This window comes from Flavobacterium sp. Flavsp81, from assembly GCF_059491325.1.
The window spans coordinates 332,114-355,963 of the sequence record NZ_CP168505.1; the positions used below are offsets into that span (position 1 = coordinate 332,114).

The 23,850-nt window shown below is 34.1% G+C and carries 24 protein-coding genes and 1 pseudogene; 11 read left to right on the forward strand and 14 right to left on the reverse strand.

Annotation, left to right across the window (positions count from 1 at the left end; all coding sequences use genetic code 11):
- Positions 1-145: 145 nt before the first annotated feature.
- The 4 genes from ACEN92_RS01500 to ACEN92_RS01515 all read right to left on the reverse strand — a co-directional run bounded on the left by ACEN92_RS01500 (position 146) and on the right by ACEN92_RS01515 (position 6,999).
- Positions 146-886 carry a hypothetical protein gene (locus ACEN92_RS01500; RefSeq protein ID WP_495640605.1) on the reverse strand — a complete coding sequence of 247 codons (741 nt, stop codon included), beginning with the start codon at positions 884-886 and terminating at the stop codon, positions 146-148.
- A gap of 361 nt (positions 887-1,247) precedes the next feature.
- Positions 1,248-2,327, reverse strand: a complete 1,080-nt coding sequence (locus ACEN92_RS01505; protein WP_495640606.1) for an efflux RND transporter periplasmic adaptor subunit — start codon at positions 2,325-2,327, stop codon at positions 1,248-1,250.
- A complete protein-coding gene (locus ACEN92_RS01510) occupies positions 2,317-5,601 on the reverse strand; it encodes an efflux RND transporter permease subunit (protein ID WP_495640607.1) in 3,285 nt (1,094 codons plus the stop codon). The genes ACEN92_RS01505 and ACEN92_RS01510 overlap by 11 nt, the downstream gene beginning before the upstream one ends.
- Before the next feature lie 12 nt (positions 5,602-5,613).
- A complete protein-coding gene (locus ACEN92_RS01515; RefSeq protein WP_495640608.1) occupies positions 5,614-6,999 on the reverse strand; it encodes a TolC family protein in 1,386 nt (461 codons plus the stop codon).
- A gap of 357 nt (positions 7,000-7,356) precedes the next feature.
- Between ACEN92_RS01515 and ACEN92_RS01520 the strand changes: the two genes are divergently transcribed.
- The 3 genes from ACEN92_RS01520 (at position 7,357) to ACEN92_RS01530 (ending at position 9,871) form a co-directional block, all read left to right on the forward strand.
- Positions 7,357-8,394, forward strand: coding sequence for a sensor histidine kinase (locus ACEN92_RS01520; protein WP_495640609.1), 1,038 nt, complete (start codon positions 7,357-7,359; stop codon positions 8,392-8,394).
- On the forward strand, positions 8,394-9,098 hold the full coding sequence (locus ACEN92_RS01525; protein WP_495640610.1) for a LytR/AlgR family response regulator transcription factor: 705 nt from the start codon (positions 8,394-8,396) through the stop codon (positions 9,096-9,098). Before ACEN92_RS01520 ends, ACEN92_RS01525 begins: the two co-directional genes overlap by 1 nt.
- Before the next feature lie 302 nt (positions 9,099-9,400).
- Positions 9,401-9,871 carry a hypothetical protein gene (locus ACEN92_RS01530; protein ID WP_495640611.1) on the forward strand — a complete coding sequence of 157 codons (471 nt, stop codon included), beginning with the start codon at positions 9,401-9,403 and terminating at the stop codon, positions 9,869-9,871.
- A 96-nt stretch (positions 9,872-9,967) separates the two neighbouring features.
- Here the strand turns inward: ACEN92_RS01530 and ACEN92_RS01535 are convergent, their stop codons facing one another.
- From ACEN92_RS01535 to ACEN92_RS01550, 4 genes and pseudogenes are all read right to left on the reverse strand, one after another.
- On the reverse strand, positions 9,968-10,732 hold the full coding sequence (locus tag ACEN92_RS01535) for an SDR family NAD(P)-dependent oxidoreductase (RefSeq protein ID WP_495640612.1): 765 nt from the start codon (positions 10,730-10,732) through the stop codon (positions 9,968-9,970).
- A 147-nt stretch (positions 10,733-10,879) separates the two neighbouring features.
- Positions 10,880-11,799: pseudogene (locus ACEN92_RS01540) on the reverse strand (helix-turn-helix domain-containing protein).
- 207 nt (positions 11,800-12,006) lie between these two features.
- Positions 12,007-12,567, reverse strand: a complete 561-nt coding sequence (locus tag ACEN92_RS01545; RefSeq protein ID WP_495640613.1) for a 2'-5' RNA ligase family protein — start codon at positions 12,565-12,567, stop codon at positions 12,007-12,009.
- Between the two features lies 1 nt (position 12,568).
- The gene (locus tag ACEN92_RS01550) at positions 12,569-12,883 is read right to left on the reverse strand and encodes a hypothetical protein (protein WP_495640614.1); all 315 of its coding nucleotides are present in this window, start codon (positions 12,881-12,883) and stop codon (positions 12,569-12,571) included.
- A 173-nt stretch (positions 12,884-13,056) separates the two neighbouring features.
- On the opposite strand from ACEN92_RS01550, the gene ACEN92_RS01555 reads away from it, so the two are divergent.
- Both ACEN92_RS01555 and ACEN92_RS01560 read left to right on the forward strand, forming a co-directional pair.
- A complete protein-coding gene (locus tag ACEN92_RS01555; protein WP_495640615.1) occupies positions 13,057-13,218 on the forward strand; it encodes a DUF1328 family protein in 162 nt (53 codons plus the stop codon).
- Between the two features lie 84 nt (positions 13,219-13,302).
- A complete protein-coding gene (locus ACEN92_RS01560; RefSeq protein ID WP_495640616.1) occupies positions 13,303-13,953 on the forward strand; it encodes a DUF5661 family protein in 651 nt (216 codons plus the stop codon).
- Positions 13,954-14,001: 48 nt separating this feature from the next.
- On the opposite strand, the gene ACEN92_RS01565 is transcribed toward ACEN92_RS01560, so the two are convergent.
- Both ACEN92_RS01565 and ACEN92_RS01570 read right to left on the reverse strand, forming a co-directional pair.
- Positions 14,002-14,538 carry a hypothetical protein gene (locus ACEN92_RS01565; protein WP_495640617.1) on the reverse strand — a complete coding sequence of 179 codons (537 nt, stop codon included), beginning with the start codon at positions 14,536-14,538 and terminating at the stop codon, positions 14,002-14,004.
- Positions 14,539-14,722: 184 nt separating this feature from the next.
- Positions 14,723-15,022, reverse strand: coding sequence for a hypothetical protein (locus tag ACEN92_RS01570; RefSeq protein ID WP_495640618.1), 300 nt, complete (start codon positions 15,020-15,022; stop codon positions 14,723-14,725).
- Between the two features lie 183 nt (positions 15,023-15,205).
- Between ACEN92_RS01570 and ACEN92_RS01575 the strand changes: the two genes are divergently transcribed.
- The 3 genes from ACEN92_RS01575 (at position 15,206) to ACEN92_RS01585 (ending at position 17,296) form a co-directional block, all read left to right on the forward strand.
- Positions 15,206-15,748: a YciE/YciF ferroxidase family protein gene (locus ACEN92_RS01575; RefSeq protein WP_495640619.1), complete on the forward strand. Its 543-nt coding sequence runs from the start codon at positions 15,206-15,208 to the stop codon at positions 15,746-15,748.
- 103 nt (positions 15,749-15,851) lie between these two features.
- The gene (locus ACEN92_RS01580; RefSeq protein WP_495640620.1) at positions 15,852-16,583 is read left to right on the forward strand and encodes a DNA-formamidopyrimidine glycosylase family protein; all 732 of its coding nucleotides are present in this window, start codon (positions 15,852-15,854) and stop codon (positions 16,581-16,583) included.
- Positions 16,580-17,296: a DUF72 domain-containing protein gene (locus ACEN92_RS01585; RefSeq protein ID WP_495640621.1), complete on the forward strand. Its 717-nt coding sequence runs from the start codon at positions 16,580-16,582 to the stop codon at positions 17,294-17,296. Before ACEN92_RS01580 ends, ACEN92_RS01585 begins: the two co-directional genes overlap by 4 nt.
- Before the next feature lie 457 nt (positions 17,297-17,753).
- Here the strand turns inward: ACEN92_RS01585 and ACEN92_RS01590 are convergent, their stop codons facing one another.
- Positions 17,754-18,254 (reverse strand): pyridoxamine 5'-phosphate oxidase family protein, encoded by a 501-nt coding sequence (locus tag ACEN92_RS01590; RefSeq protein ID WP_495640622.1) that lies wholly within the window; start codon positions 18,252-18,254, stop codon positions 17,754-17,756.
- A gap of 181 nt (positions 18,255-18,435) precedes the next feature.
- Here ACEN92_RS01590 and ACEN92_RS01595 point away from each other — a divergent pair, with 181 nt between their 5' ends.
- A complete protein-coding gene (locus ACEN92_RS01595) occupies positions 18,436-18,867 on the forward strand; it encodes a response regulator (RefSeq protein WP_495640623.1) in 432 nt (143 codons plus the stop codon).
- Between the two features lie 48 nt (positions 18,868-18,915).
- On the opposite strand, the gene ACEN92_RS01600 is transcribed toward ACEN92_RS01595, so the two are convergent.
- The gene (locus ACEN92_RS01600) at positions 18,916-20,961 is read right to left on the reverse strand and encodes a PAS domain-containing sensor histidine kinase (protein WP_495640624.1); all 2,046 of its coding nucleotides are present in this window, start codon (positions 20,959-20,961) and stop codon (positions 18,916-18,918) included.
- A 254-nt stretch (positions 20,962-21,215) separates the two neighbouring features.
- Between ACEN92_RS01600 and ACEN92_RS01605 the strand changes: the two genes are divergently transcribed.
- Positions 21,216-21,557 carry a hypothetical protein gene (locus ACEN92_RS01605; protein WP_495640625.1) on the forward strand — a complete coding sequence of 114 codons (342 nt, stop codon included), beginning with the start codon at positions 21,216-21,218 and terminating at the stop codon, positions 21,555-21,557.
- Positions 21,558-21,798: 241 nt separating this feature from the next.
- Positions 21,799-22,614, forward strand: a complete 816-nt coding sequence (locus ACEN92_RS01610) for a hypothetical protein (RefSeq protein WP_495640626.1) — start codon at positions 21,799-21,801, stop codon at positions 22,612-22,614.
- A 66-nt stretch (positions 22,615-22,680) separates the two neighbouring features.
- On the opposite strand, the gene ACEN92_RS01615 is transcribed toward ACEN92_RS01610, so the two are convergent.
- Together ACEN92_RS01615 and ACEN92_RS01620 are read right to left on the reverse strand one after the other, a co-directional pair.
- Complete coding sequence (locus ACEN92_RS01615) at positions 22,681-22,941, reverse strand: SemiSWEET family sugar transporter (protein ID WP_495640627.1); 261 nt, start codon at positions 22,939-22,941, stop codon at positions 22,681-22,683.
- Between the two features lie 19 nt (positions 22,942-22,960).
- Positions 22,961-23,809, reverse strand: a complete 849-nt coding sequence (locus ACEN92_RS01620; protein WP_495640628.1) for an SDR family oxidoreductase — start codon at positions 23,807-23,809, stop codon at positions 22,961-22,963.
- Between the last annotated feature and the right edge of the window lie 41 nt (positions 23,810-23,850).

Below are 23,850 nucleotides of genomic sequence, written 5' to 3' on the forward strand. Positions count from 1 at the left end.
TGGTTTAGCATTTCCCATAACGTTCTCGCGCTTGTGGCTGTTGTGGAGTTTTGAAAACGAGTATTTTCGGTTTAACGAAATCTTGTTGAAAAACGGTAATTCCACTAAATTCCACAATAGCCACAAACGTGTGTTGTAGGCAGTTTTAATTACTCATTATTTTAAGTATTATTTTGCCTAATTTTGTGAATTTATATACACCTCCACCAATTGATTCGATAACATCATTAGATTCTAAAAAAGCAATTGTCTTTGGGGTGACATCACTTCGGTCAGCTATTTTATAATTACCTTGTATTAAGCTAACTATTTTATCATATTCTTTTAACCTTTGTGGATCGGATTTAATCTTATCTACCATATCTTTACCTATACTTTCCAATTCATTATTACCACTAAAAGTATTTTCAAAAGGAAATGATTTAGTTCTGGATTGTGAAATAACTGAATTTAATTGATTAATTTCGGTGTTTTTACTTTCAATTAATTTTATGAACTTTTCTTCTTGTTTTGAAATTTCTCCTCTTAATTCAATTGATTGTTCAATATTTAATAATTGTTTTTGATCTACTATATTTTTTTGATCTACTTTCCATTTATTGAAATTAAGAGAAAGCCAATATGCTCCGTTTGAGATAAAAGGAATTACTGTTAGTAATATAAATGCTGATATTAATGGATATATTACTATGTGTTCTAAATCAGAGTATTTAGATAAAATATAATCGATTTTGTTTTCCTTGATTTTGCTTTCAGAAATAAAAAAAGTTAAATAAATTATTCTCCAATTCCAAATCAGCCAAGATGTAATCAAAGTTCCATATAATGGACTGGTAGTACGTTCATAAATAATTTCATTAAAAGATTTTTTAATGTCGTCAATCATAATTTATTTTTTAAGGTTATTGTATTTTCCGGTTTTACGCAAAAATTGCCTACAACTTGTATATACTCGCTACAAAGTAGCGACAATCTACCCAATTTGGCTGTATTTACGAAGCCTTGGTTTCATATTATTCTTTTTCAAAAATATCATTTTACAAACACAAACAACCACGTACTTATACCTGTTTATTCCTTATAAAAACTAAACCCTTAGCCCTGATAGCAGCGGTATCCTTTTTCTGGCTCCTTTAGCCAGAAAAATATACAAGCGGATAGCAGGAAACAGCTCCTAAAAAAAATGCTGCAAAACCTAAGTCTTACAGCACTTTCGAACAAACCAATAATTAATTAATGCGTACAGATTATTCGTTTATAACATCGCCTTCCTTAATTTCTTCGCTGGCGATTTTTACCAGTTGGTCTTTGCGGTTCAAATCACCAAATATTTCGATTTTATCGTCGATTTCTCTTCCTCTTTTTACGTCGACTCTTGTAGCTTTATGGTTGAGCACTTTGATTACAAAAGTCCCTTCAGCAGAACTCACCAATGCCGATTTTGGAATTACAAATGTGCTGTCTTTCGCGTTAAGCGATAATAAAACTTCGGCTACCATTCCGGGTAATAAATTGTTTTTTGTATTGTGTACATCCATTTCGACTCTTTCAGAACGTAGTTTCAAATCTAATGCTCCGGACATTCTGGTGATTGTGGCTTTAAAAGTTTCCGGCAATGATTTTACGTTAAAACTCATTTCGTCGCCAGTGTGCAAATATCCGGTGTACAATTCGGGAACAGAAACGGCCAGACGCAATTTATCCTGCTGCTGAATCGTCAATAATGGCGAACTTGAAGCAGGACCAACAAAAGTTCCTAAATTCACATTTCTGGCAGCCACAATTCCGTCAAAAGGCGCGCGGATTTCAAGATAACCTCTCATGATTTTCACTTCTTTATGCGCGGCAACAGCTGCCTGATATTGGGCGTAATCTGAGTTTTTCTTTCCGCTTGCCATTTCCAGGTCATTTTTAGAAATCGTTCCTTCCACTTTGCTTGTTTCGTATAAACGGTTGTAAGTGCTTTTACTGGTGGCGTAAATAGCCTCCATCGATTTTAGTCTTGATTCGGCAGCAGCTAGTTGCGAGCTGATTTCAGGCGCTTCCAAAACAATCAAGAGCTGTCCTTTGGTCACTTTTGAACCAATATCAACTTTTAAGGTTTTTACGAAACTGCTTACTTTCGCATACAAATCCACTTGCTGAAAACCGGTTAATTCGGCAGGCAAACGCAATTCGGTGGTCAGTTTTTCTTTTTCTAAAAGAAATGTTTCTGTTTTAGGCTCGATTACGGCAGTAGGAGTTTCTTCTTTCTTTGAATTACAGCTGGTTAGAAGAAATACGGCTGTAAAAAATAATGCGGTCGATTGTATAATTTTATTTTGCATTTTTCGGATTTATTGATGAGATATAATGGATGCTTTCTTCGTCTTCAGGATCTAAAGAAACAGATTGTGTTGTGGTATGTTCCTGCGCCCAGGCAAAAATTAACGGCAAGATTAATAATACGGCAAAGGTCGAAAATAACAGTCCGCCAATAACGGCTCTTCCTAACGGAGAAACCTGATCGCCTCCCTCGCCATGACCAATTGCCATAGGTAACATTCCCGCAATCATTGCCACCGAGGTCATGATAATCGGACGAAGACGCAGCGCCGCTGCCTCACGAGCCGACTCTAAGGCGTTTCCGTTTATTTTTCGCAGTTGCTCGGCATTGGTAACCAGTAAAACGGCGTTCGCAATCGAAACTCCAACCGACATGATGATGCCCATATACGATTGTAAGTTTAGGGTTGAACCTGTAATAGTCAGCATTAATAACGCTCCTAAAACTACCGCCGGAACTGTGGTTAAAATAACCAGCGAAACCTTGAATGACTGGAAATTAGCGGCCAACATTAAGAAGATTACAAAGATGGCAACCAATAATCCTACTTGTAAACTGCTTAATGTTTCTTCCAAAACTTTACTCAGTCCAATTGGCGTAACAAACAAACCACGTGGTAATTCTCCTAATGAACTGATTGTTGCAGCTACATCTTTAGTTGCCGTCCCCAAATCGGTTTGACTGATGTTTGCTGTAACGGTAATGTATGGCATTGCCCCTAAATTGTCATTTTCACCGCTTACAAAGCCGGGTGTAATTTTGGCAACGTCACTTAAAACGGGACGAAGCGAGTTTTTTAATACCGGAATTTCTCCCATATCGGTTTTGCTTTTCATTTTATTCAAAGGGACCTGAACCTGAACATTTACCGACAAACCTGATTTTTCGTCAATCCATGTATTTTTTTCCGTATATCTTGATGATGAGGTAGAGGCAATCAGCGAGCGCGAAATATCGTTCATGTCAACACCCAATTCGGCAGCACGGGTTCGGTCAATATCAATATTCATCGCCGGATAATGAATCGGCTGACCAATCTGTACATCTCTGAAATAGGCTATTTTTTGTAGTTTTTCAACGATTTGATTGGCATATAATTCATTTCGTTTTTTGTCTTTTCCTGCAATTCGAATTTCGATTGGAGTAGGAGAGCCCTGACTCAAAACTTTGTCCGTCAATTCAATAGGTTCAAAAGAGATTTTTACATCAGGAAGGATTTTTTTGATTCTCGCCCTAAGGTCATCTTTAAAATCATCCATATCTACGTGATAATCCTTCAGACTTACCTGAAAAACAGCTTCATGAGAACCCGCCATGAACAAATAAATTGGGTTAATCGAGAACAGCGACGGGTGCTGGCCCACATATACAGACGAAATTCCGATGTGTTCATTGCCTACCGTTTTTTTCAGCTCTTTCAACACTAAGATGGCTTTCTCTTCGGTACGTTCCAAGCGGGTTCCGTCGGGAGCACGCATTCTCAGCTGAAATTGACTTGAATTTACTTTCGGAAAAACATCTTTTCCAATAAAAGATATAAATACTACCGCAAGGGCTGTAATTACAATCAAATACGTTAAAGCTGCTGCTTTTTTGAACGGAAACAATCGGTCTAAGGTTTTCATAAATCGGATCCTGAATTTTTCAAAACGACTTATTTTTTTATCATTATCAAAATCTTCTTTTTCAACGATTGCTTTTTTCTGGCTGATTAAATCTTTTTCAGATTCAGGTGTTAATCCACAAGTATTAAATTCGGCTTCGTCATCTGTAATGTTTGGCGCGTGTTCGTGTTTTGGATGGTCTTTCATCAGCCAGTTGGCCATTACAGGCACAAAAGTCTGAGATAATAAAAACGAAATGACCATTGAAAAACCAATCGCTAATGCCAACGGCAAAAACAACGCTCCCGGAATCCCGACCATCGTAAAGGCGGGTGCAAAAACTGCCAGGATACAAAGCAGAATCAATAATTTTGGCAAGGCAATTTCCTGACAGGCGTCCCAAATTGCGAGTGCTTTTGGTTTTCCCATAGCGAGATGCTGGTGAATGTTTTCGATGGTTACCGTACTTTCATCTACCAGAATTCCAATTGCCAAAGCCAGTCCGCTCAACGACATTAAGTTGATCGTCTGTCCGAATAATTTCAGGAATAAAACTCCCGAAATAATCGAAATTGGAATCGTCAGGATTACGATTAACGCTGCACGCCTGTCACCTAAGAATAATAAAACCATTAATCCGGTTAAAACCGCTCCGATGATTCCTTCGGTAATCAAACTTTTAACCGAGTTGATTACATAAACCGACTGGTCAAATTCGTATGATAATTGTACGTCTTCGGGAAGTGTGCTCTGAATTTTAGGCAATTCGGCTTTTAATTTCTGAACCACGTCCCAGGTCGAAGCATCTCCGGCCTTTGCAATACTGATGTAAACCGAACGTTTTCCGTTGACCAAAGCATATCCGTTGGTTACATCGGCACCGTCTTTTACAGTGGCAACATCACCTAATTTCAGGTTTTGAACACCGCCTTTGAACAATGGAATCTGCTCAAAATCCTTAATTTCCTTAATGGTATTATTGGTTGGCGAAATGTAATTGATATCGCCAATTCTCACGTTTCCGGATGGAGCCGTTTGGTTGTTCACACGAATTGCTTCCACAATCTGGTCGGGTGTCATATTGTGCGAGCGCAATAAATCAGGATCAACGTTAACCTCTACTGTTCTTGGGCTTCCGCCAAAGGGAGCCGGAGATAATAAACCGGGAATTGAAGTAAACGAAGCACGAACATAAACATTCGCTAAATCCTGCAATTCGTTATTAGAACGTATTTTACTGCTCAAAACCAACTGTCCGATAGGCAAAGACGAAGCATCAAAACGAATGATAAACGGAGGTTGTGTTCCAGGCGGAAATGCAGCCTGAATCCTGTTGGATAATGCACCCAATTCGGCAGCAGCCTGCGCCATATTGGTGTTTTCGTAATAGGTTAATTTCATAATCATCAACCCCTGAATATTCTTGGTTTCTACCGATTTTATGCCATTGGCAAAAGGAAGAATGTTGACATAATTTTTGGCAAAATAAGCCTCCATCTGGTCCGGTGTGTACCCTCCAAAAGGATGCGCAATATAAATTACCGGCAAATTCATCTTCGGAAGAATGTCTACCTTAATGTCTTTGATGGCGCCAATTCCGAAGAAAAATAAACCAGCCACCAATACCAATATAGAGATGGGTTTGCGGAGTGCAAAACGTATTAAATTCATTAGGATCTATAATTAAAATTCATTTATAAATAAGTCGAAATTGCCCGTTGCGGCTACTTTTAGGAGATAAGATTGCCAGACATTATTATTGACGATATCACGGTCGATTTCGGCACGGTTTAAAGTGAATAACGTTTGTGTGATGTCTGTCAGATCTGTCAGGCCGTTTTTGTATAAAGTCGATTTTTGCAAATATGCTCTTTGTGCCGCATTCACCTGAATGGGCGCTTCGGCATAATTTTCCAGAGTGATTTTTATTTTATCTTCAGCAAAATTCAATTGCGATTTCAACTCTCTGTCCGCCTGATTATATTCTTCCTGCAATCCCTGCGAAACAAATTTTTGCGCACTTACCTGTTTGCTCATTCGAAACGGTGTAGTCAGATTCCAGGTAATTCCAACTCCTATCAAATAATTGGTACGATCCGGATTTACGCCATCCCAGTAATTTCGGTTAAAAGCGGTCTGGTCTGCTGCATAAGCCGAATCAAAACCTGAGGCTCTTGTCTGCAGGATGCCAAAAGCGCTCATGGTAGGATAATAAAATCGCTTGTATAATTTAGTCTGCTGATTGCTGTAGTCGATCCTGGTTTTATATAATTGAAGCAACGGATGAAGGCTGTCAGTTGTTTTTTCAGACAATAATAATGCTTTCGGAATCTGGTTTACAAAAATCGTATCGGCAACAAAATCCTGAGGCGCAACGCCCATCAAATCGACTAATTTATTGTTTTGTTCCTTAACGAAATTGCGTGCAAGATTCAACGCAATTTTAGCTTTTGAAACTTCGGCTGTAGCCAAAGTAGAATCGACTCCGGCCAATAATCCGTTTTTAACACGGGCTACGGCTGTCTTTTTGAAGACTTCGGCACGGCTTAAATTCTTTTGCTGTGAAATCAATAATCTCTGGCTTGCCAATAAATTGAGATAAGCGGCAGAAATTTTGATTTCCAATTGGAATTTTTCCTGGTTCAGGTCTTTTTCTTTGGCCTGTACATCTATTTTGGCCAAATTTATTTTTTCTTTTGCTTTTCCGAAAGTGAAAAAATCCCAGTTCATGTTCACTAAATAAAGTGCCCCAAAAGCAGAATTCCAGTTTTGTTCCGGCAATGGAAGCCCGGATGAAGCAACTCCCAACCCTCCAAAACCATAAAGCGGACCGTTTTGCCCGTTTACTGTTCCGTAATCTTGTTGGGCCGATAAGTTAAGATTCGGTAAGTAATCGCGTTTGGATTGTTTTAGCGTTTCCCGCGAAGCATTGCTATAATTGCTTTTTGCCCTGATCGATCCGTAATTTTCCAAACCTGTTTTTATAGCTTCTTTTAAAGACAAGGTTTGTGAATAACCGATTGAGGCAAAAATCAGGAAAAGTAATAGAGTAATTTTTTTGAAATACATATAAACTCAAAGTGTAAAATTATCTAACAAATTTATTTGTCTTAGATCGATATAAGCTTTCTTAAATGATGTAATACACTAATAAATGACCAATTGAATTTGTCATTTATTGGGAATAATAATTAAAATTTTGTGGTTAATTTGTAAACTGTTTAAACCAGTTAAGCGTAATTGATAGAAATTCTTATTTGATATAAAGTAAAAACATCTTACTTTAAAAATCATTGTCAGGCTGAGTCCATTCGGCTTCGCTCAGGATAAACTTAGTCGAAGCCCTTTTCATTCAATAAGCCTTCGACTCCGCTCAGGGTGGCACCTTTTTGAATTACACCAACAGGTTATTTTTAGCATTAAAAAATGAATAAAAAATTTGATAACATATTGGACAACAAATGGTGGCAGGAAATAGCCGTTGTTCTCTTTTCATTTACGATTTATACCTTAAAGAATGACTGGATGTTATTTAGTTCGTTCACTTCTATTTTAATGGGTGTTTTTTTCTACTTTATTCTCTACATGCATGCCCAGTTCAATCGTTTTTTTCTGCTTCCCATATTATTTAAGGCACAAAAACCGCTGACTTATGTATTTCTGACCTTGTTTGGTGTATTGGTTTTTTCGATTGTTTTATACGAAATAACAAAGCTTGATATGTTTAGCAAGTGCCATTTGTATCAAAATTCACATCAAAGAAGTTATGTGTATCAACTTGCAAGTGTTTTAGGTACTTTGGTCTGTATTTTAAGCCCGATAATTGTTTTTAAATTCTACCGTATTCACAAAAAGCAGACTGATGAAACCTTGCTGTTCAATCAAATGCAGTTAAATTCCTTAAAAGGACAGCTGAATCCGCATTTTTTATTCAACACCTTTAATACACTTTACGGAATCAGTCTGGAATTTCCTGAAAGAACCCCGGATTTGATCATGAAAGTATCACAATTGATGCGCTATCAGCTGGAAAGTAATAACAAACAATGTGTATCTCTTGAAGACGAACTGGAGTTTATAAACAGTTATGTGCAGCTCGAAAAAGAAAGAGTAGGATATCGTTGCGACATTACGTATGATTGCAAAATTGATAACGAAAATGCCTATAAAGTTTCGCCCATGTTATTGATTGCGTTTATAGAGAATGCTTTTAAACATGGAACCTGCGCTATTGAAAAATGTTTTGTACGAATTATTATTACCGTCGAAAATGGTTTGCTTCATTTACACGTAGTCAATTCAATTCCGAATAAAAAAACAGATGTTGTTTCGACCAAAATCGGTTTAAAAAATACGATTGAACGTTTGAACCTGATTTATGGGAAAGACTATAAATTGGATATTCAGGATGATAAAAATACGTATATAGTTGATTTGAAATTACAACTGAAAAAGTTTGTATAATGAGAGAATCCAAAAAGTGTATTATCGTTGATGATGAGCCGGCAGCACATTATGTTTTGGCGAATTATATAAAGCAAAACCCAAATTTAGAACTTGTTTTTCAAGGTTATAATGGAATTGAAGCAATGGATTACCTTCGTGAAAACAGAGTAGATCTGATGTTTTTGGATATTAATATGCCTGAGATTTCAGGAATGGAGTTACTGAAGATTCTTCAGGTGCATCCTAAAACGATTTTAACAACCGCTTATTCTGAATTTGCCCTCGAAAGCTACGATTACGGAGTTATTGATTATCTTTTGAAACCAATTTATTTTCCCAGATTTCTGAAAGCTGTTGATCGTTTTTTTCTAACTGAAAATGCAATCAATAAAGAAGACGAAATTATAGTCAATTCAGTAAACGTAAAAATTGACGGTTATTTTGTTGACATCGAATTAGACCAGCTTTTGTATGCGCAGAGTTTTGGTAATTATGTGAAATTGCACACCATCAAAAGAACTTTTCTGGCATCGATTACCACAAGCGAACTGGAGAAATGCCTGCCTGAAAAAAACTTTATGCGAATTCATAAATCCTATATAGTGGCACTGGATAAAATTGAAGCTGCCGAGAAGGATTTTGTCATCATAAAAAAAGAAAAACTACCGATTGGGATTACTTACAGAAGAGAATTAACTGATCGATTGAAAAATAAAAATTAGAAATAAAGAATGCTTACTAATTCAATTATTTCAAAAAAGAAGCCTGCCAGGAAATGTTCTGCAGGCTTTTTGCTTTTTAATTTATTAGAGCCTTGCCATTCGGCTTCGTTCAGGATAAATTAGTTGAAGGCTTTTTACATCTAAAGGGTTTCGACTCCGCTCTGCCTGATACCTGTTTTGAATTCATCAACGGGTTATCAGTAAATTTTCTTGTTAAATTTTAAGCTTCTTCATTTTTTCTTCATTTAAAAGTAGTACTTTTAGTATACAGTTTTCAAGATTATTAATTTAAATTAAGAATTATGAAAAGTATTTTAGGTCTTATTATTTTTTTATACACCGGTATTTTAATCGGTCAGACGGAAGTTTCACCCAATAGTGTAGTAACTCCTCCACTAAAAGTAATAGAAACGTTTCAAAAAGAATATCCAAATAAAATTCCGGTTTGGGGATTGGAATATGTTGGAGATGATAACGACGAAATCAGATATGAAGCAAAATTTAATACCAATGATGGGGAAGCATTAGCCGTTTATGATAATCTGGGTGTGTTAAAAGCTTTTGAACTGGCTATTCCTGTTTCCAAACTACCGGTTGCCGCTTTGAATTACCTGAAGAAAAATTATCCAAAAAACACTATTCGGGAAGCCAGTGTGGTTGTCGATTATAAAAACAAAACAACTTATGAAGTCGGAATAGAAAAAGACTCAAACTTCTACGATGTTGTCTTTGATAAAAATGGAGGCTTTAATGTTATCATTCAAAAAAACTAAAAAAAGGAATTCTTACTAACTCAATATATTAACAAGGAGAAAACCCGACGGACCATAAATCTGTCGGGTTTTTATTTATAACCGGATTCCGAAATATTACAAATTTGTTCCTCCTGAAACTTCAATGCGTTGTGCATTGACCCAGCGGGCGTCTTCGGTACATAAGAAAGCAACAACACCGCCAATATCATCAGGCAAACCAACTCTTCCCAATGCAGTCAATGAAGCTATGTTTTTATTTAATTGCTCATTATCACGAACAGCACCACCGCCAAAATCAGTTTCAATAGCGCCGGGAGCCACTACATTTACCCTGATTTTTCTTTCTCCCAATTCTTTTGCCTGATATTTGGTCAGGGTTTCGATTCCGCCTTTCATAGCCGCGTAAGCTGAGTAGCCTGGAAATGAAAATCGAGCCAGACCGGTAGAAATATTTACGATTCCACCACCATCATTCATAATTTTCAACGCTTTTTGAGTCAGAAAAAATGGACCTTTAAAATGAATATTGTTTAACTCATTGAATTCAGCTTCGGTTGTTTCCATGTAGGGTTTATGAATCCCGATTCCGGCATTATTTACCAAAAAATCGAACTTATCAGTATTAAAAGTACTTTTTAAAGCTTTAGAAATTTCTTCTAAAAAAGCATCAAAAGTATCAGATTCAGCCACATTCAATTGAATTGCCACGGCCTTTTGTCCCAGACTTTCAATTTTTTTTACTGCAGCTTCAGCTTCTTCTTTTTTGCTGTTATAAGTCAGAATAACGTTTATTCCTTTTTTTGCTATAGCTAATGCCATGTTTTTACCCAAACCTCTGCTTCCGCCTGTTACTAAGGCTATTTTTGTATTTCCTGCCATTTTAATTTGTTTTTAAATTGATAAGACAAAGGTAGAAGCAAAGCAGCGTTGGGGAATTGTAAATTTCAAATCGATATTTGCGAAATTCAAATCAGGGAAATCAAAATTCAAAATTCAAAAAATCAATTTCAATCTCAAAATCTAAAATTAACTTCGGAAAGCCAGAGGCGTGAAAGAAGTTTGTTTTTTAAAGAAATTAGAAAAATGTGCCAGCTCTTCAAAACCTAAAGAATAAGCAATTTCAGAGATGTTCCAGTCAGTTTGTTTTAAGAGAATTTTGGCCTCCTTTATTAACCGGGTGCTAATTAATTCGGTTGTGGTTTTTCCGGTGTTTTCTTTTAAAACCTTATTCAAATGATTGACATGAACAGATAACCTGTTGGCAAAATCTTTAGCTGTCCTAAGTGTAAGCCGCTGGTGGGGAGATTCAATAGGGAATTGTCGTTCTAATAATTCAGCAAATAAAGAAGAAACCCTGCTGCCGAATTATGTTTCGAATAAAGTGCCGTTAAAGGCTGTAATTTTTGTCCGAAGTGAATTAACTCGGCAACGTAATTCCGAATCAGATCATATTTATAGGCATAATCTGAATTGATTTCTTTTTGTATTTTATTGAATATCAGTTCAACCTCAACAACTTCTTCATCCGAAAGCTGAAACACCGGATAACCGCCTGCTGCAAAAATTGGAAGTTCATCAAGATCGATTCCGCTTTTGTTTTTAGAGAGAAATTCATTCGTAAATACGCAAAATTGCCCAGATTGATTATTGTCCTGCGGGAGGTAATTATAAGGAATTTTTGGAGTAGCAAACAAGAGTGCATATTTTTCTATCTGAATGACTTTATCGGAGTATTCAGCTATGTTTTTGCCTTTAATCAGGCTTATTTTGTAAAAAGCCCTTCGGTCATAAGGCATAACCCATTTTTCCTGAAGTTTGTCCATAAGTTTTTTAATGTCAAAGACATTAAAATGACCAATTTCTTTTTTGATATCGTTTGGCAATAAAGAACTTGGTTCGACTGAACCCTGACTGATGTCCTGATAAAATGAATCTAATGATTTCATGAATAAATTGTAAAATTCAAATATACGAAATCTTAAAATATTATAGTAAGGAATATAAAAACTGATATTTTAATTTTATTCAACACATAGAAACACAGATTTTTGATTGTACTGAAGTCTTTCACTTTATATTAAGACACAATAGAAATAAAATCGAGTTTAAATAAAATATTGGCATTGCCATTGAAGTTGATATTGAAATTTAATTCAGAACAAACTTCCCTGAACAAATTCAGGCAGCGGATTACTATTAAAAGTAAAAGTATCGATTACAAAAAACTGCTTTTTGATTTCATCTAATTCACGCAATACAATCGAATTGCATGAAAAATTAATATTAATAGTGGTGAAAAGGTGAGAGGCTATTTTTATACTTTCAGGAGTTAATCTTCGGCCAATGGAAATATGAGGATCGCTGCTTTTTTTCATATTTGAAAGCCGCAAAGCATCCTGGGTTTTTTTCATGACTGGTTTTAAATTATTTTTGGAGTCTTCATTTGGAGCGATGAAGAAAGCACCATTTTCATAAGCGCCAAAATGATCTAATTGTACGGGAAATGGCGTAAAGGTATCACAGACTTTATGGAGTTTTTGTTTGATTTTTTCCAGTTCGGCTTCTGTCATTTTAAATTCGCAGATTGTAATATGTGCAGTCGAGTTTTTACTGTTATACCAGCCGATTTTGGTTTCCAGGTAGTCTTTCATTATTTTGACAGAGTCAATGACGTCCTGCGAAGGATAAATGGCAACTGAATATTTCTTTTCCATTTTAAAGTTTCCCTTTTTGATATAACCTGTCCAGTATTTCGGATTGAAGCAATCCGCTTCCACCTCCAAAATGCTCAATGACTTCAACATCAGGATGAACTTCCAGGCAAAAGTCAGTGAACTCTTTTTCAATGTTTTTTTCAATTCCGGAACTTAATAAAACAAAATCCGGCTTATTTTCCAAAAAGTAATCCTGAGCTAGTTTTTCGTGATTAAATCCAACAGCATTCCAATTTTCATTGGCATTTACAAGCCGGATTAAGATTTCGAGTATAGGCTGGTTTTTGCCAAGGATCAAAAAATCATATTTTTTCATATGCTGTAATTTTCATTGCAAAAATAGTTTATAAAAGCCAAAATCAACTTAATCCAGATTAAGAAAGACTATTCGATTGAGATAAAAAAATAATGTTTTGAGTTAACTCAATTCCTGTTAAAGATGGAAATTTGATAGGACAAACAAATCAGTATTAATTAAAAATCTATATTATGTTACGTTGGACAGTCATTTTTATTATTTTGGCGATAATAGCCGGAATATTTGGTTTTGGAGGAATTGCTGCCGGAGCCGCAAGTATAGCTAAAGTCCTATTCTTTATATTTATTGTATTATTTATACTGTCATTGATTAGCGGCAGAAGGAAAGTTTAGCAAAAAAATTTCAAAATAAAATAAATACGGCACATCTATTTCGGTATATGTGTCGTTTGTAATTTTAATAAATAAATAAAAATCATGGGAACAAAAAGCGGTGCTTATCAGGATGTCTACATAAAAAGGGAAGATGAAATGGTAAGCTTAAAAAATGATGTTACAGATTTTTGCGAAAAATACATAAAACCCGTTCATCCTGATAATTGGGATTGGTCGGTACGCGATTTCGAAAACCCGGAGAATGATCCAACCATTGCTGAAGCAAGAGCAATTGGACTGGTTGTTTTTAATGATTTGAATGATACTAAAGATACGGATGTTGATTTATCGACAATGAATAATGTAGAGTCAATAAAGGCATATTTAAACCCGAACAGCAAGTACGAAACATTTAATATGGAAGAATTTGCCTTTGCTTTGAAAGTGGAACTTGAGCATGGGAAAATTAAGGATGTTAATGTAACCAATAATCATCCTTTTTTAACCGCTATGATTGCACTTGCCCATATGACTGAAAGCCTGACATATTATAAAAGATTGAAGGTGATGGAAGCTGAAGGTGAAATTTATGAAATAATGCGTAAAATTGAAAATATAAACACCATTGAAAAAGATAAATGGTACAAAGAATTAATTAAAGCTGAGGAAGAATTAACAGAAGCCAGATCCGGATTGGCAGAGCGTTTGGAAAAAATGGACGATATTCCTGTTTTGGAAAAAATTGGAGATTAATTATAAAAAAGAAACCCGTTAATATTTAACGGGTTTCTTTTTTATGATCTAAAACTTTCTTGGATCATTCGCAGGATAATCTTCCTCTTCGTCTTCCTGGATATCATCTTCTTCGTAGTTGTCATCTTCTTCCTGCACGTCATCTTCTTTATAGTCGTCGTCTTCATCATCGTCTTCATCGATGTCTTCTAAAACGTCTTCAGTTTCGTTAAAATCGTCTGATGGGTTATCAAATTCATCATTTGTGATATTTAAATCTTCTCCGTCATCATCCAGATCTTCTTCGATATAGTCATCATCATCATCGTGTTCCAAATCTTTTTCTGAATGAAAATCATCATCTAAATCGTCCAGGTCATCCTCATCATTTGTGATTTTTTCCTGCTCCGGATTTGGGTTGTTAGGATCATACCCATTTCGTACCGTATATCCCTGATTGGCAATTTCTTCATTGGTTTGATGAATATCTTCAAATTCATTATTTTGGAAGTCATCATTTAGAAGAGTTTCCTTATCAGAAATGCTCTGATTTCTGGGATCTCTTTTATCCTTGAAAATGTCGTTGTTTTGATCTATAGTATTCATAATATTAATTTTTGTTGTTTGTTATACAAATCTAGTTAGAACCCCAGGCAAATATTTATAGAATTTTGGTTCCTAATTCCATAATTTACAGTCGTTTATGGGATGTGAAGTTTCTATTAAATAAAAAACCTTTAAAATCATGCGTTTAAAGGCTTTCATAATTTATCTGAATATTTTTAGAATTTTAATGATCGTTTCGTTCCCAATCCTCTTCATCAAGATCTTCTTCATTTAGTTGTTCTTCCTGATCTGAAGGTTCCGGCAGATCATAATCATCATCTTCCTGATGGTTTGTGATATAGTCATTTTCATTGATTACCTGTTCTTCATTCGGAATGTTTTCATTTCTAATGATATTTGAATCTTTTAGAAGATTATCAATGGCGGAATCAATCAAAATACCATCAATGTCTAAGTTAGAATCTTGATATTCTTCGTGTATATAAAATTTAATTTCGTTACCGGATTGGGCATCTGTTTTCATAATTGATTATTTAGCTGTTCAAATTAAATTTACGCCGATTTTAAAAAAAAGGTCTTACAATATTTTTAGATACAATTTCATAATACACAGGTGCTTATAGTATAATTTTTATTAATAATATTATAAGTTCTATTTTTTCTAAACAAATTAATTTTGAAAATAGTAATTATAAAAAACAGATATATGAAAACTACTGATAATCAAAATGAAGCCACAAAACCTAAAAGTGATGCAGCATCCGGTTTAACTGAATTGTTTGCATCAAGTCTGAAAGATATCTATTGGGCCGAAAAAGCACTGACAAAAGCGATTCCTCTAATGGCAAAAAATGCTGTTTCAGCGGATTTGATTGAGTTGCTTAACAGTCATTTAACCGAAACAGAAGAACAAATAACCCGTCTGGAAAAGGTTTTTGAAGTGATTGGCAAAAAAGCAACAGCAAAAAAATGTGAAGCTATGGAAGGCTTAATCGAAGAAGGCAAAACAATTATGGAACAAACTGAAATTGGTGTGGTGCGTGATGCCGGAATTATTGCAGCAGCTCAAAAAATTGAGCATTATGAAATTGCAACTTACGGAACACTAAGACAATTTGCAGAAACTTTAGGTTTAACCGAAGCTGTTACTTTACTGGAACAAACTCTGGAAGAAGAAAAAAGCGCCGATCAAAAACTGACAACGGTTGCTGTGGATGCAATAAATATTGAAGCTGCTGAAGCAGATTAAATTTAAGAGATTAAGAAAGCACAGTTTTTAAGCTGTGCTTTTTTAGTTTAGATATTAGAATAATTAATAAAAAATCAGAATAGATAATAAAAAACAAAAGAGTATGCCAGAAGGTCCGTCAATAGTAATATTAAAAAAAGAAACCCGGCGATTTGAAGGGAAAGAAGTTATTGATGTTGCAGGAAATACCAGTATTGATATTGAAAGATTAAAAAATAAAACAATACTGGCATTTAAAAGTTGGGGTAAACATTTTTTAATTTGTTTTGATGGTTTTACCGTCAAAATACATATGCTGATGTTTGGTACTTATCGGATTAATGAAAGAAAAGAAACTACGCCGAGGCTAAGCCTGATTTTTTCAGATGGAGAAATTAATTTTTATACCTGTTCAATTAAAATTTTAGAAGGGGATGTCAATGATTATTACGACTGGAGCCGGGATGTAATGAATGAAAAATGGGATCCCGTAAAAGCTAAAAAAAGCCTGGAAAAAATTCCAAACCAAATGATTTGCGATGCTTTATTAGAACAGGACATCTTTTCAGGAGTTGGGAATATCATTAAAAATGAAGTTTTATACCGATGTAAAATTCATCCGGAATCACTAGTAGGTAAAATTCCAATTAAAGATATAGAAAGTCTGATTGAGGAAAGTGTTATTTATAGTTTTCAATTCCTGGCCTGGAAAATGAATTATGAATTAAAGAAACATTGGAAAGCACATACCAAAAGTGTTTGTGAGCGTTGTAATCTCCCTATCATAAAGAAGCATACCGGAACGAAAAAAAGACGCAGCTTTTTTTGTATTAACTGTCAACAATTATATCAATGAAAAATGAAGTTTTAGCAGGATGTTCCAGTTTTAATAACCGCTTCTGGAAAGGTGTTTTTTATCCGGAAAATTTACCGGCCTCTAAATGGTTTGATTATTACTGCCAGCACTTTGATACTTATGAGTTTAATGGCAGTTTTTATAAATTTCCAACAGTAAAAATATTTGAGAACTGGTATAAAAAAGCACCTGAACATTTTATATTTTCAGTAAAGGCACCAAAAGAAATTACACATATCAAAAAGTTTACAAACTGCGAAGAATTGATTTCAGATTTTTATGCTATTTGCGATACGGGTTTCAAAGATAAATTAGGATGTGTTTTATTTCAGTTTCCGCCAAGCTATTCTTTTAGTGAAGAAAGGCTTCATGCGATTATCAGTAATTTAAATCCAAAATTTAAAAATGTAATCGAATTTCGTCATGAAAGCTGGTGGATTGATAAAGTTTGGAATCTTTTTATAGAAAACAACATTACATTTTGCAGTGTAAGCCATCCTCAGCTGCCTGAAACTATTTTGGATAGTTTTCCTTTAATTTATATCAGGCTTCATGGAACTCCAAAAATGTTTTATTCCGGATATTCTTCAGAGCAATTAGATTATATTAAAAATAAAACAGAAGATAAAAATGCTTTTGTATATTTTAACAATACGGCAAGTGAAGAAGGAATTTTAAATGCTTTGGAATTCAAAAAAATTATAAACAGATGATGCAATTGATTTTTTAAATCTGTTATTCATACTCTGTCTCATAGATTTACAAAAAAGACTGAAACGAAAAAATCTTACTTAACAGAATTAATAGCAACACCAAAAAAAAAGTTATTAGCAGGCAGATAAGCACTACTGCTTTTTTATGCATTTCCTTGTCAATATCATCGAATTTTTGCACTAATTTAAGATCGTCTTCTGCTTTTATGGTTTTGTAATTTTCTCCCATGGTCCCAAAAAGTATTATGTTAATTCAGTTATATTACGCAAAAACTTGTTGATATATACAAAAACTCGTTGATATACACAAAAAACCGATGAGTGGTTTGTTATTCAATAAATTATAATATAATATATTCATTCATAAATGGTTATATTAAAAGAGGTTTTAATGTTTCAGAACTTTAAGAATATTATAAATGGCTATTTTTATTTGAAAAATAACCATTTATTATGTTTATAATTCTAAGTTCCCTTCAATCCCATCATCCATAGTTTTTCCGGTAACAAAAGCAACAGCCATTTTAGCAATAGCGATCATTTTCCCATGTTTATTGTTCCAGTAATATCCTTCTTCCGGAATTACTTTTATAATACTTAAATTCGGGTCATCTTCACCTTCAGGCATCCAGACTTTAATAATAGGATTCCATAATTCTTTGATTCTTCTTCTGTCATAAGAAATAGTGGCGGTCCCATGCAGCGTCAGGAATTTATCATGTGGCTGGACAAAGAATAATTCTACTTTCGGATTCAGGCTTATTTCTTCATTTTTTTGGCTGTGTTTATCAGACAAAAACCAGAGATTTCCATATTTATCAATTTCCTGAACTGACATAGGACGTGATTGCAGTTTTCCATCTTTGTAGGTACAAAGCATACATGTTTTTATATCGTTGGCAAGATTTTTTATTTTTTCTGCTGCCGATTCGTTTCTAAGGTTTTTATGATCTCCCATGGCTTTATTTATTTAATTTTTATAAACTAAAGATCAGTTTTTTATTTTTTTTTAGAGTTATATAATTCATTTTCAGGATTATGATATTTCTATTTTTAAAACTTTGGAGCAATTACAGTTTTATTGATAATTCTGCAAATTTATTTATCTTTGATGCAGATTATTTTATTTTTACGTGTCTATGAACGATTTTATTATATTTTATACTGATGATGATGAAGACGATTTAAACATTTTTGCAGATGCAGTAGAATTATTACCAAAAAAAATACACCTTCAGACTTATAATAGCGGAGATAAATTATTAAAGGCAATTCACAATCCTCCGCCAACACCAAATTTGATTTTTTTGGATTTGAATATGCCCGGAAAAAATGGATTTGATGTATTGTTGGAACTCCGAAATTCAGAAACAAACAATGATATTCCGGTAATTATATTTTCAACTTCAAATGAACCGGCCATAATTGAAAAATGCCGTTTATTAGGAGCCAATTATTTTATTAGTAAACCGGTTTTAATGAGGGATATTATAAAATCAATTGAGTATGCACTGGAAGTTGACTGGTCAGAATTTGTACCAGCCGGCAATAATTTTGTGCATAAATTTTAGATTAAAAAAAGAACTGCCTAATCATTCTGTATGATGATTAGGCAGTTTTTATAATTCAGGGAAATGAATATCAAAAGTAGCGCCTTTTCCTTTTTCGCTTTTAGCAGTAATAAAGCCTTTGTGGTTTTCTACAATTTTTTTTACGATTGCTAAACCAATTCCTGTTCCGGCAAATTCATTCTCTGTATTTAAACGTTGAAAAACATCAAAAATACGCTCTTTATATTGTATGTCAAAACCGATACCGTTGTCAGAAACCTGGAGATGAAGGTATATTTTTTCAGGAAAATCAATGTCAGGTTTTATATCTTCTCCTTTTATACGTTTTGCTTTAATTTCAATATAAGGAGTTTCATTTTTTTTAGAAAACTTTAAGGCATTACTAATTAAATTATGCAATAATTGCCTGAATTGAAAAGGTATAATGGTAGCATGGCCTAAAGGATGAAAATTGACTATGGCATTTGTTTCTTCAATACGTTCAAAAAAATCGCTTTTGACTTCTTCGGCAATCTCATCCAGGTTTGTATCAATAAAAACCCTTTCGGCAGAATTTGTCCTTGAATACATTAAAAGGTCCTGAATCAGAGTTTGCATTCTTTTTGCAGAAATATCAATTTTATTAAGATATATTTTGGCCTTTGCCGATATGTTCTCCTCGTCTAAATCGACTAAACGGCTCACGAAAGTTTGTATTTTTCTTAAAGGTTCCTGTAGATCATGGCTGGAAATGTAAGCAAATGACTGAAGTTCAATATTCATGTTTATCAAATCCTTATTTTTTGATTCGAGTTCAGCTGTACGTTCAAAAACTTCTTTTTCTAATTGTGATGTAAAGTTTTTCTGGTCCTGAATATCGGTACTTGTTCCCACCCACATCTGAATGTTTCCAAATTCATCTTTTTGGGCAATCGCACGGCTAAGCTGCCATCTGTATTCTCCGTCATATCTTCGGAAGCGATGCTCAAATAAAAAGTCATTCCCGGTTTTGATGGCTTCCATCCAGATATTAATATTTTCTTCCCTGTCATCAGGATGAACAATCTGGAGCCATCCGTCTTTTTCAATATCACATTTGCTAATCCCCGAATAGGTATAGATTGACTGATTGAAATAATTTAAATTTCCCATTGCATCACTTGTCCAGACGTGCTGAGGCATGGATTCTGCAAGCAGTCTGAATTTCTTCTCACTTTCTTCAATAATATTTCTGGCAATTACCTGTAGAGTCACATCATTGGCAATAGCAACAATACCGGAAATAGTTCCGTCAGGTTCTTTTAAAGCTTCATAAACTACATTTAAAAAAATCTTTTCATCAATTTTACCATTTCTGGATAATGTGACAGGGAATTCATAGGCAGTAAATTTTTCGCCGGTAGTATAAACATTTTGCAGAATATTTTCTAAACTCTGACCGGAGGCTTCGGGAAGTACTTTACAAATAGGTTTGTTTAGGGCTTGATTTTTTTCTTTTTTCCAAATTTCAAGCATAAAATCATTGGCAATTTCAACTACAAAATCAGGTCCCCTAAAAATACACATGGCATTTGGGGTTTGCATAATATTATTCAGATAGCGATTATTACTTTCTTCTAACTTTTTAACCATATTTACCTTTTCTGTAGTTTCGTTACAAATAACCAAAACTCCGGCAGGCTTTCCTGATTCGTTGTTTACAGGACTATAACTAAATGTCCAATAAACATCTTCCATTTTCCCGTTACGATAAATAGGTAATAATTGATCTTCATGCCATGTTGGCTCACCCTCTAAAAGAACCTGATCAATAAGCGGTTTTATAAAATCCCAGATTTCGGGCCAGGCATCAATTCCTTTTTGACCTAATATAAAAGGATGTTTCCCATTGTTCCCTAAACTGGGACGATAAGCGTCATTATAAAAACAAATATGTTCCGGACCCCAAAATAAGAACATCGGAAACTTTGAATTTAAAAGAAGTCCTAATGTTGTCCGTAAACTTTGAGGCCAGGACTCAAGAGGGCCAACTAAAGTTTTACTCCAGTCTTTAGCTCGGGTTAATTCTCCCATTTCGCCTCCTTTTGCTAAGAAATCCTGATTTATTATAGTCATTGAAAAAATATTTTTTGATTCTTTTCAGAAGAAAAAAAACTCTTACGTCCAATAAATATAATAATTTATAAACAGATTTTAAAAATGTCAGCAGCATAAAATCCTGCTTTTTTTATTTTTTACAGAAATTATTTAATGGGATAAAAAAAATATTTTTTGAGTTAAAAGGTTGGTCTAAAATCAATGAAATTTGTTGTAAAACAAATAAAATATTTGCTTTTTATATTCCGATACTACACATAAACTAAATTATCATGAAAAAAGATTCTTCAAAAAACGAGTTAGAATATATAGAGGAGTATCAAAAAAATGGATATTGCTGTAATTTTTTGTTTAAGGATGGTGCGCTTATAGAAACAGAATCAAAATACCCGTATCAGCCTGATGAAATATTTATTGTCGCCCATCATCGATACGAAGGAATCAGTAATCCTGATGATATGTCAATTCTGTATGTTATAGAAACTGCCGACAATAAAAAGGGAACTTATTTAGCAGGATACGGGCCATCTGCTGACCTGGAAGCTGCCGAATTTTTTAAGAATGTTCCAAAAGAAAATTATTCGACTAATGCGGATATTCACAAACTGACATAGTTAAGTTTCATTAAAATATAGGATTTTTTTATTTTGCTGATAAGACAGCTGTTTCAAATATGATGTTTGGACAGCTGTTTTTAGTTTATAATCTTTTTTATAAAGTATTAATTATGAAAGTTGTACGAAAAATTATATAACATTTAACATCCAAAGTATTACGAAATTTGAATAGTTCAAAAGAGAGAAGTATGATTAAGTTTTGAACTCTTTTATTATAGAATATTTAAATGCTTATCAGATGAAAAAACTTTACTTAAATACAAATGAAATGAATACTATTTTTAATGATCTTAAAGATAGTCTGAACGGAACTCTAACTTTAGAAAACAATCAATATAAACTAAAGCTTAATTCCAAAAAAGCAAAAGGAACAATCAGCGGGATGACTTTTAACAAGCAAACAGCATATATTGAATTTGATGGTTATTTTCATGAAGATGTTGTGTTAAGTATGGAATCTTCTGCAGATTCGCCTATTTTATTTGCGTATTGCTCTGTAGGTAATTTAAGCCATAGTTTTGGGATTAACGGAGATAAAAAAAGTATAAAACCGAATCAGACCGGAATTTTAAGAAATACATCAAACATTAATAGTATCTTATTTTTTAAAGGATATGAACGGGTTAAGTTTTCTATTATCAGCAGTAGTGCTTCTACTGTAGAAAACGCAGGTTTATTTTCTGACTTAAAAACGATGTTTACAAGTCCTTCAGGAAAATATATGCATGTGGGGCAGACTACTCCGGGAATAACTAAAAAAATTAATGAATTTAAGAGCGTCCCACAAAAAGGAATTGTGGGGGATTTAGTAAGAAAAAGAATTTTGGAAGATATCCTGGAAAGTGAGCATATGCAGCATAGCCACGCCTATATCAGAACAATATTGCCAATTTTGAATTTGGCAACCAAACAGATAGAAGAATTTAAAAGAATTTCTAATTTGAATATTTTAGAAGCTTTTTATGGTATAAAAAACGTTAAAAACCATTACTTACCACGGTTTTTAAAACAAAAATACCATTTAGCATTTAGTCATCTTATTAAAACCAGTTAGCTATAAAGCACTATTATATTCTACATTTATCAAAAAAACAGCTTTTACCGAGCTGTTTTTTTTATTTTATTCTTTTTCATAATAAACAAGAAAATAGATCATAGTAAGATTTAGGCATAACGAAATGCTATTGGTAATGATTATTGGCCAATCGTTTTTTAAAATTCCGTAAATAACCCATATCATGATCCCAAAAGTTAAAATACTAAAGGTCAGTAATGAAATTGCTTTTACTTTTTTCGTTCTCCAGACTTTTATTATTTGTGGAATTACTGAAATTGTGACACACATTCCCGCAAAAAGACCAATAATATCAATGAAATTCATAGTTTTTAATTTTAATGTTTTATCCGCCTACAGGCTCGCCTCCGTTTACATGAATAAATTGGCCGGTAATATAACTGCTGTCTTCCGATGCTAAAAAAACGTATGCAGGACCAACTTCAGATGGCTGCCCCGCTCTTCCCATTGGAGTATCTTGTCCGAAATCTGAAACTTTAGCAAACGTAGCAACAATAAGAGGAGTCCAGATTGGTCCGGGAGCAACGCCATTTACCCTGATTTGTTTTTTGGAAAGCATGGCAGATAAGGATCTTGTAAAGGTCAAAATAGCACCTTTTGTACTTGAATAATCAAGAAGGTGTTCACTTCCGCGATAAGCCGTAACAGAACTGGTGTTAATAATAGTGTCGCCTTCTTTTAGAAATGGTAAAGCTGCTTTTGTAATATAAAAATAAGGATAGATATTCGTTTCGAATGTTTTTTGAAGTTGTGCTGCCGTAATTTTTTCCAATTCATTTTGAGGAAACTGAACTGCAGCGTTATTGACGACTATATTTATTTTGCTAAACAATTGATGGCATTTTTTTACGGCGGCTATGCAAAATTTCTCATCCTTTAAATCTCCACTGATTAAAAGACATTGCTGCCCTTCTTGTTCAACCAGCTCTTTGGTTAATAGAGCGTCTTTATCTTCTTTCAGGTAAACAATCGCAATATTAGCACCTTCTCTGGCAAAATGTACTGCAACACTTCTGCCAATTCCACTATCACCTCCAGTAATAAAAGCTACTTTGCCTAACAATTTTCCGCTTCCAACATAACTTTCCTTAATGATCTCAGGTTCAGGATTCATTAAATATTCATTGCCCGGAAGAGTTTGTTTTTGTTCCGGAAATGTTTTATCTTTTTTCATGATATTTCATTTTTAAAATTATTATTTACTTTAAAAATAAT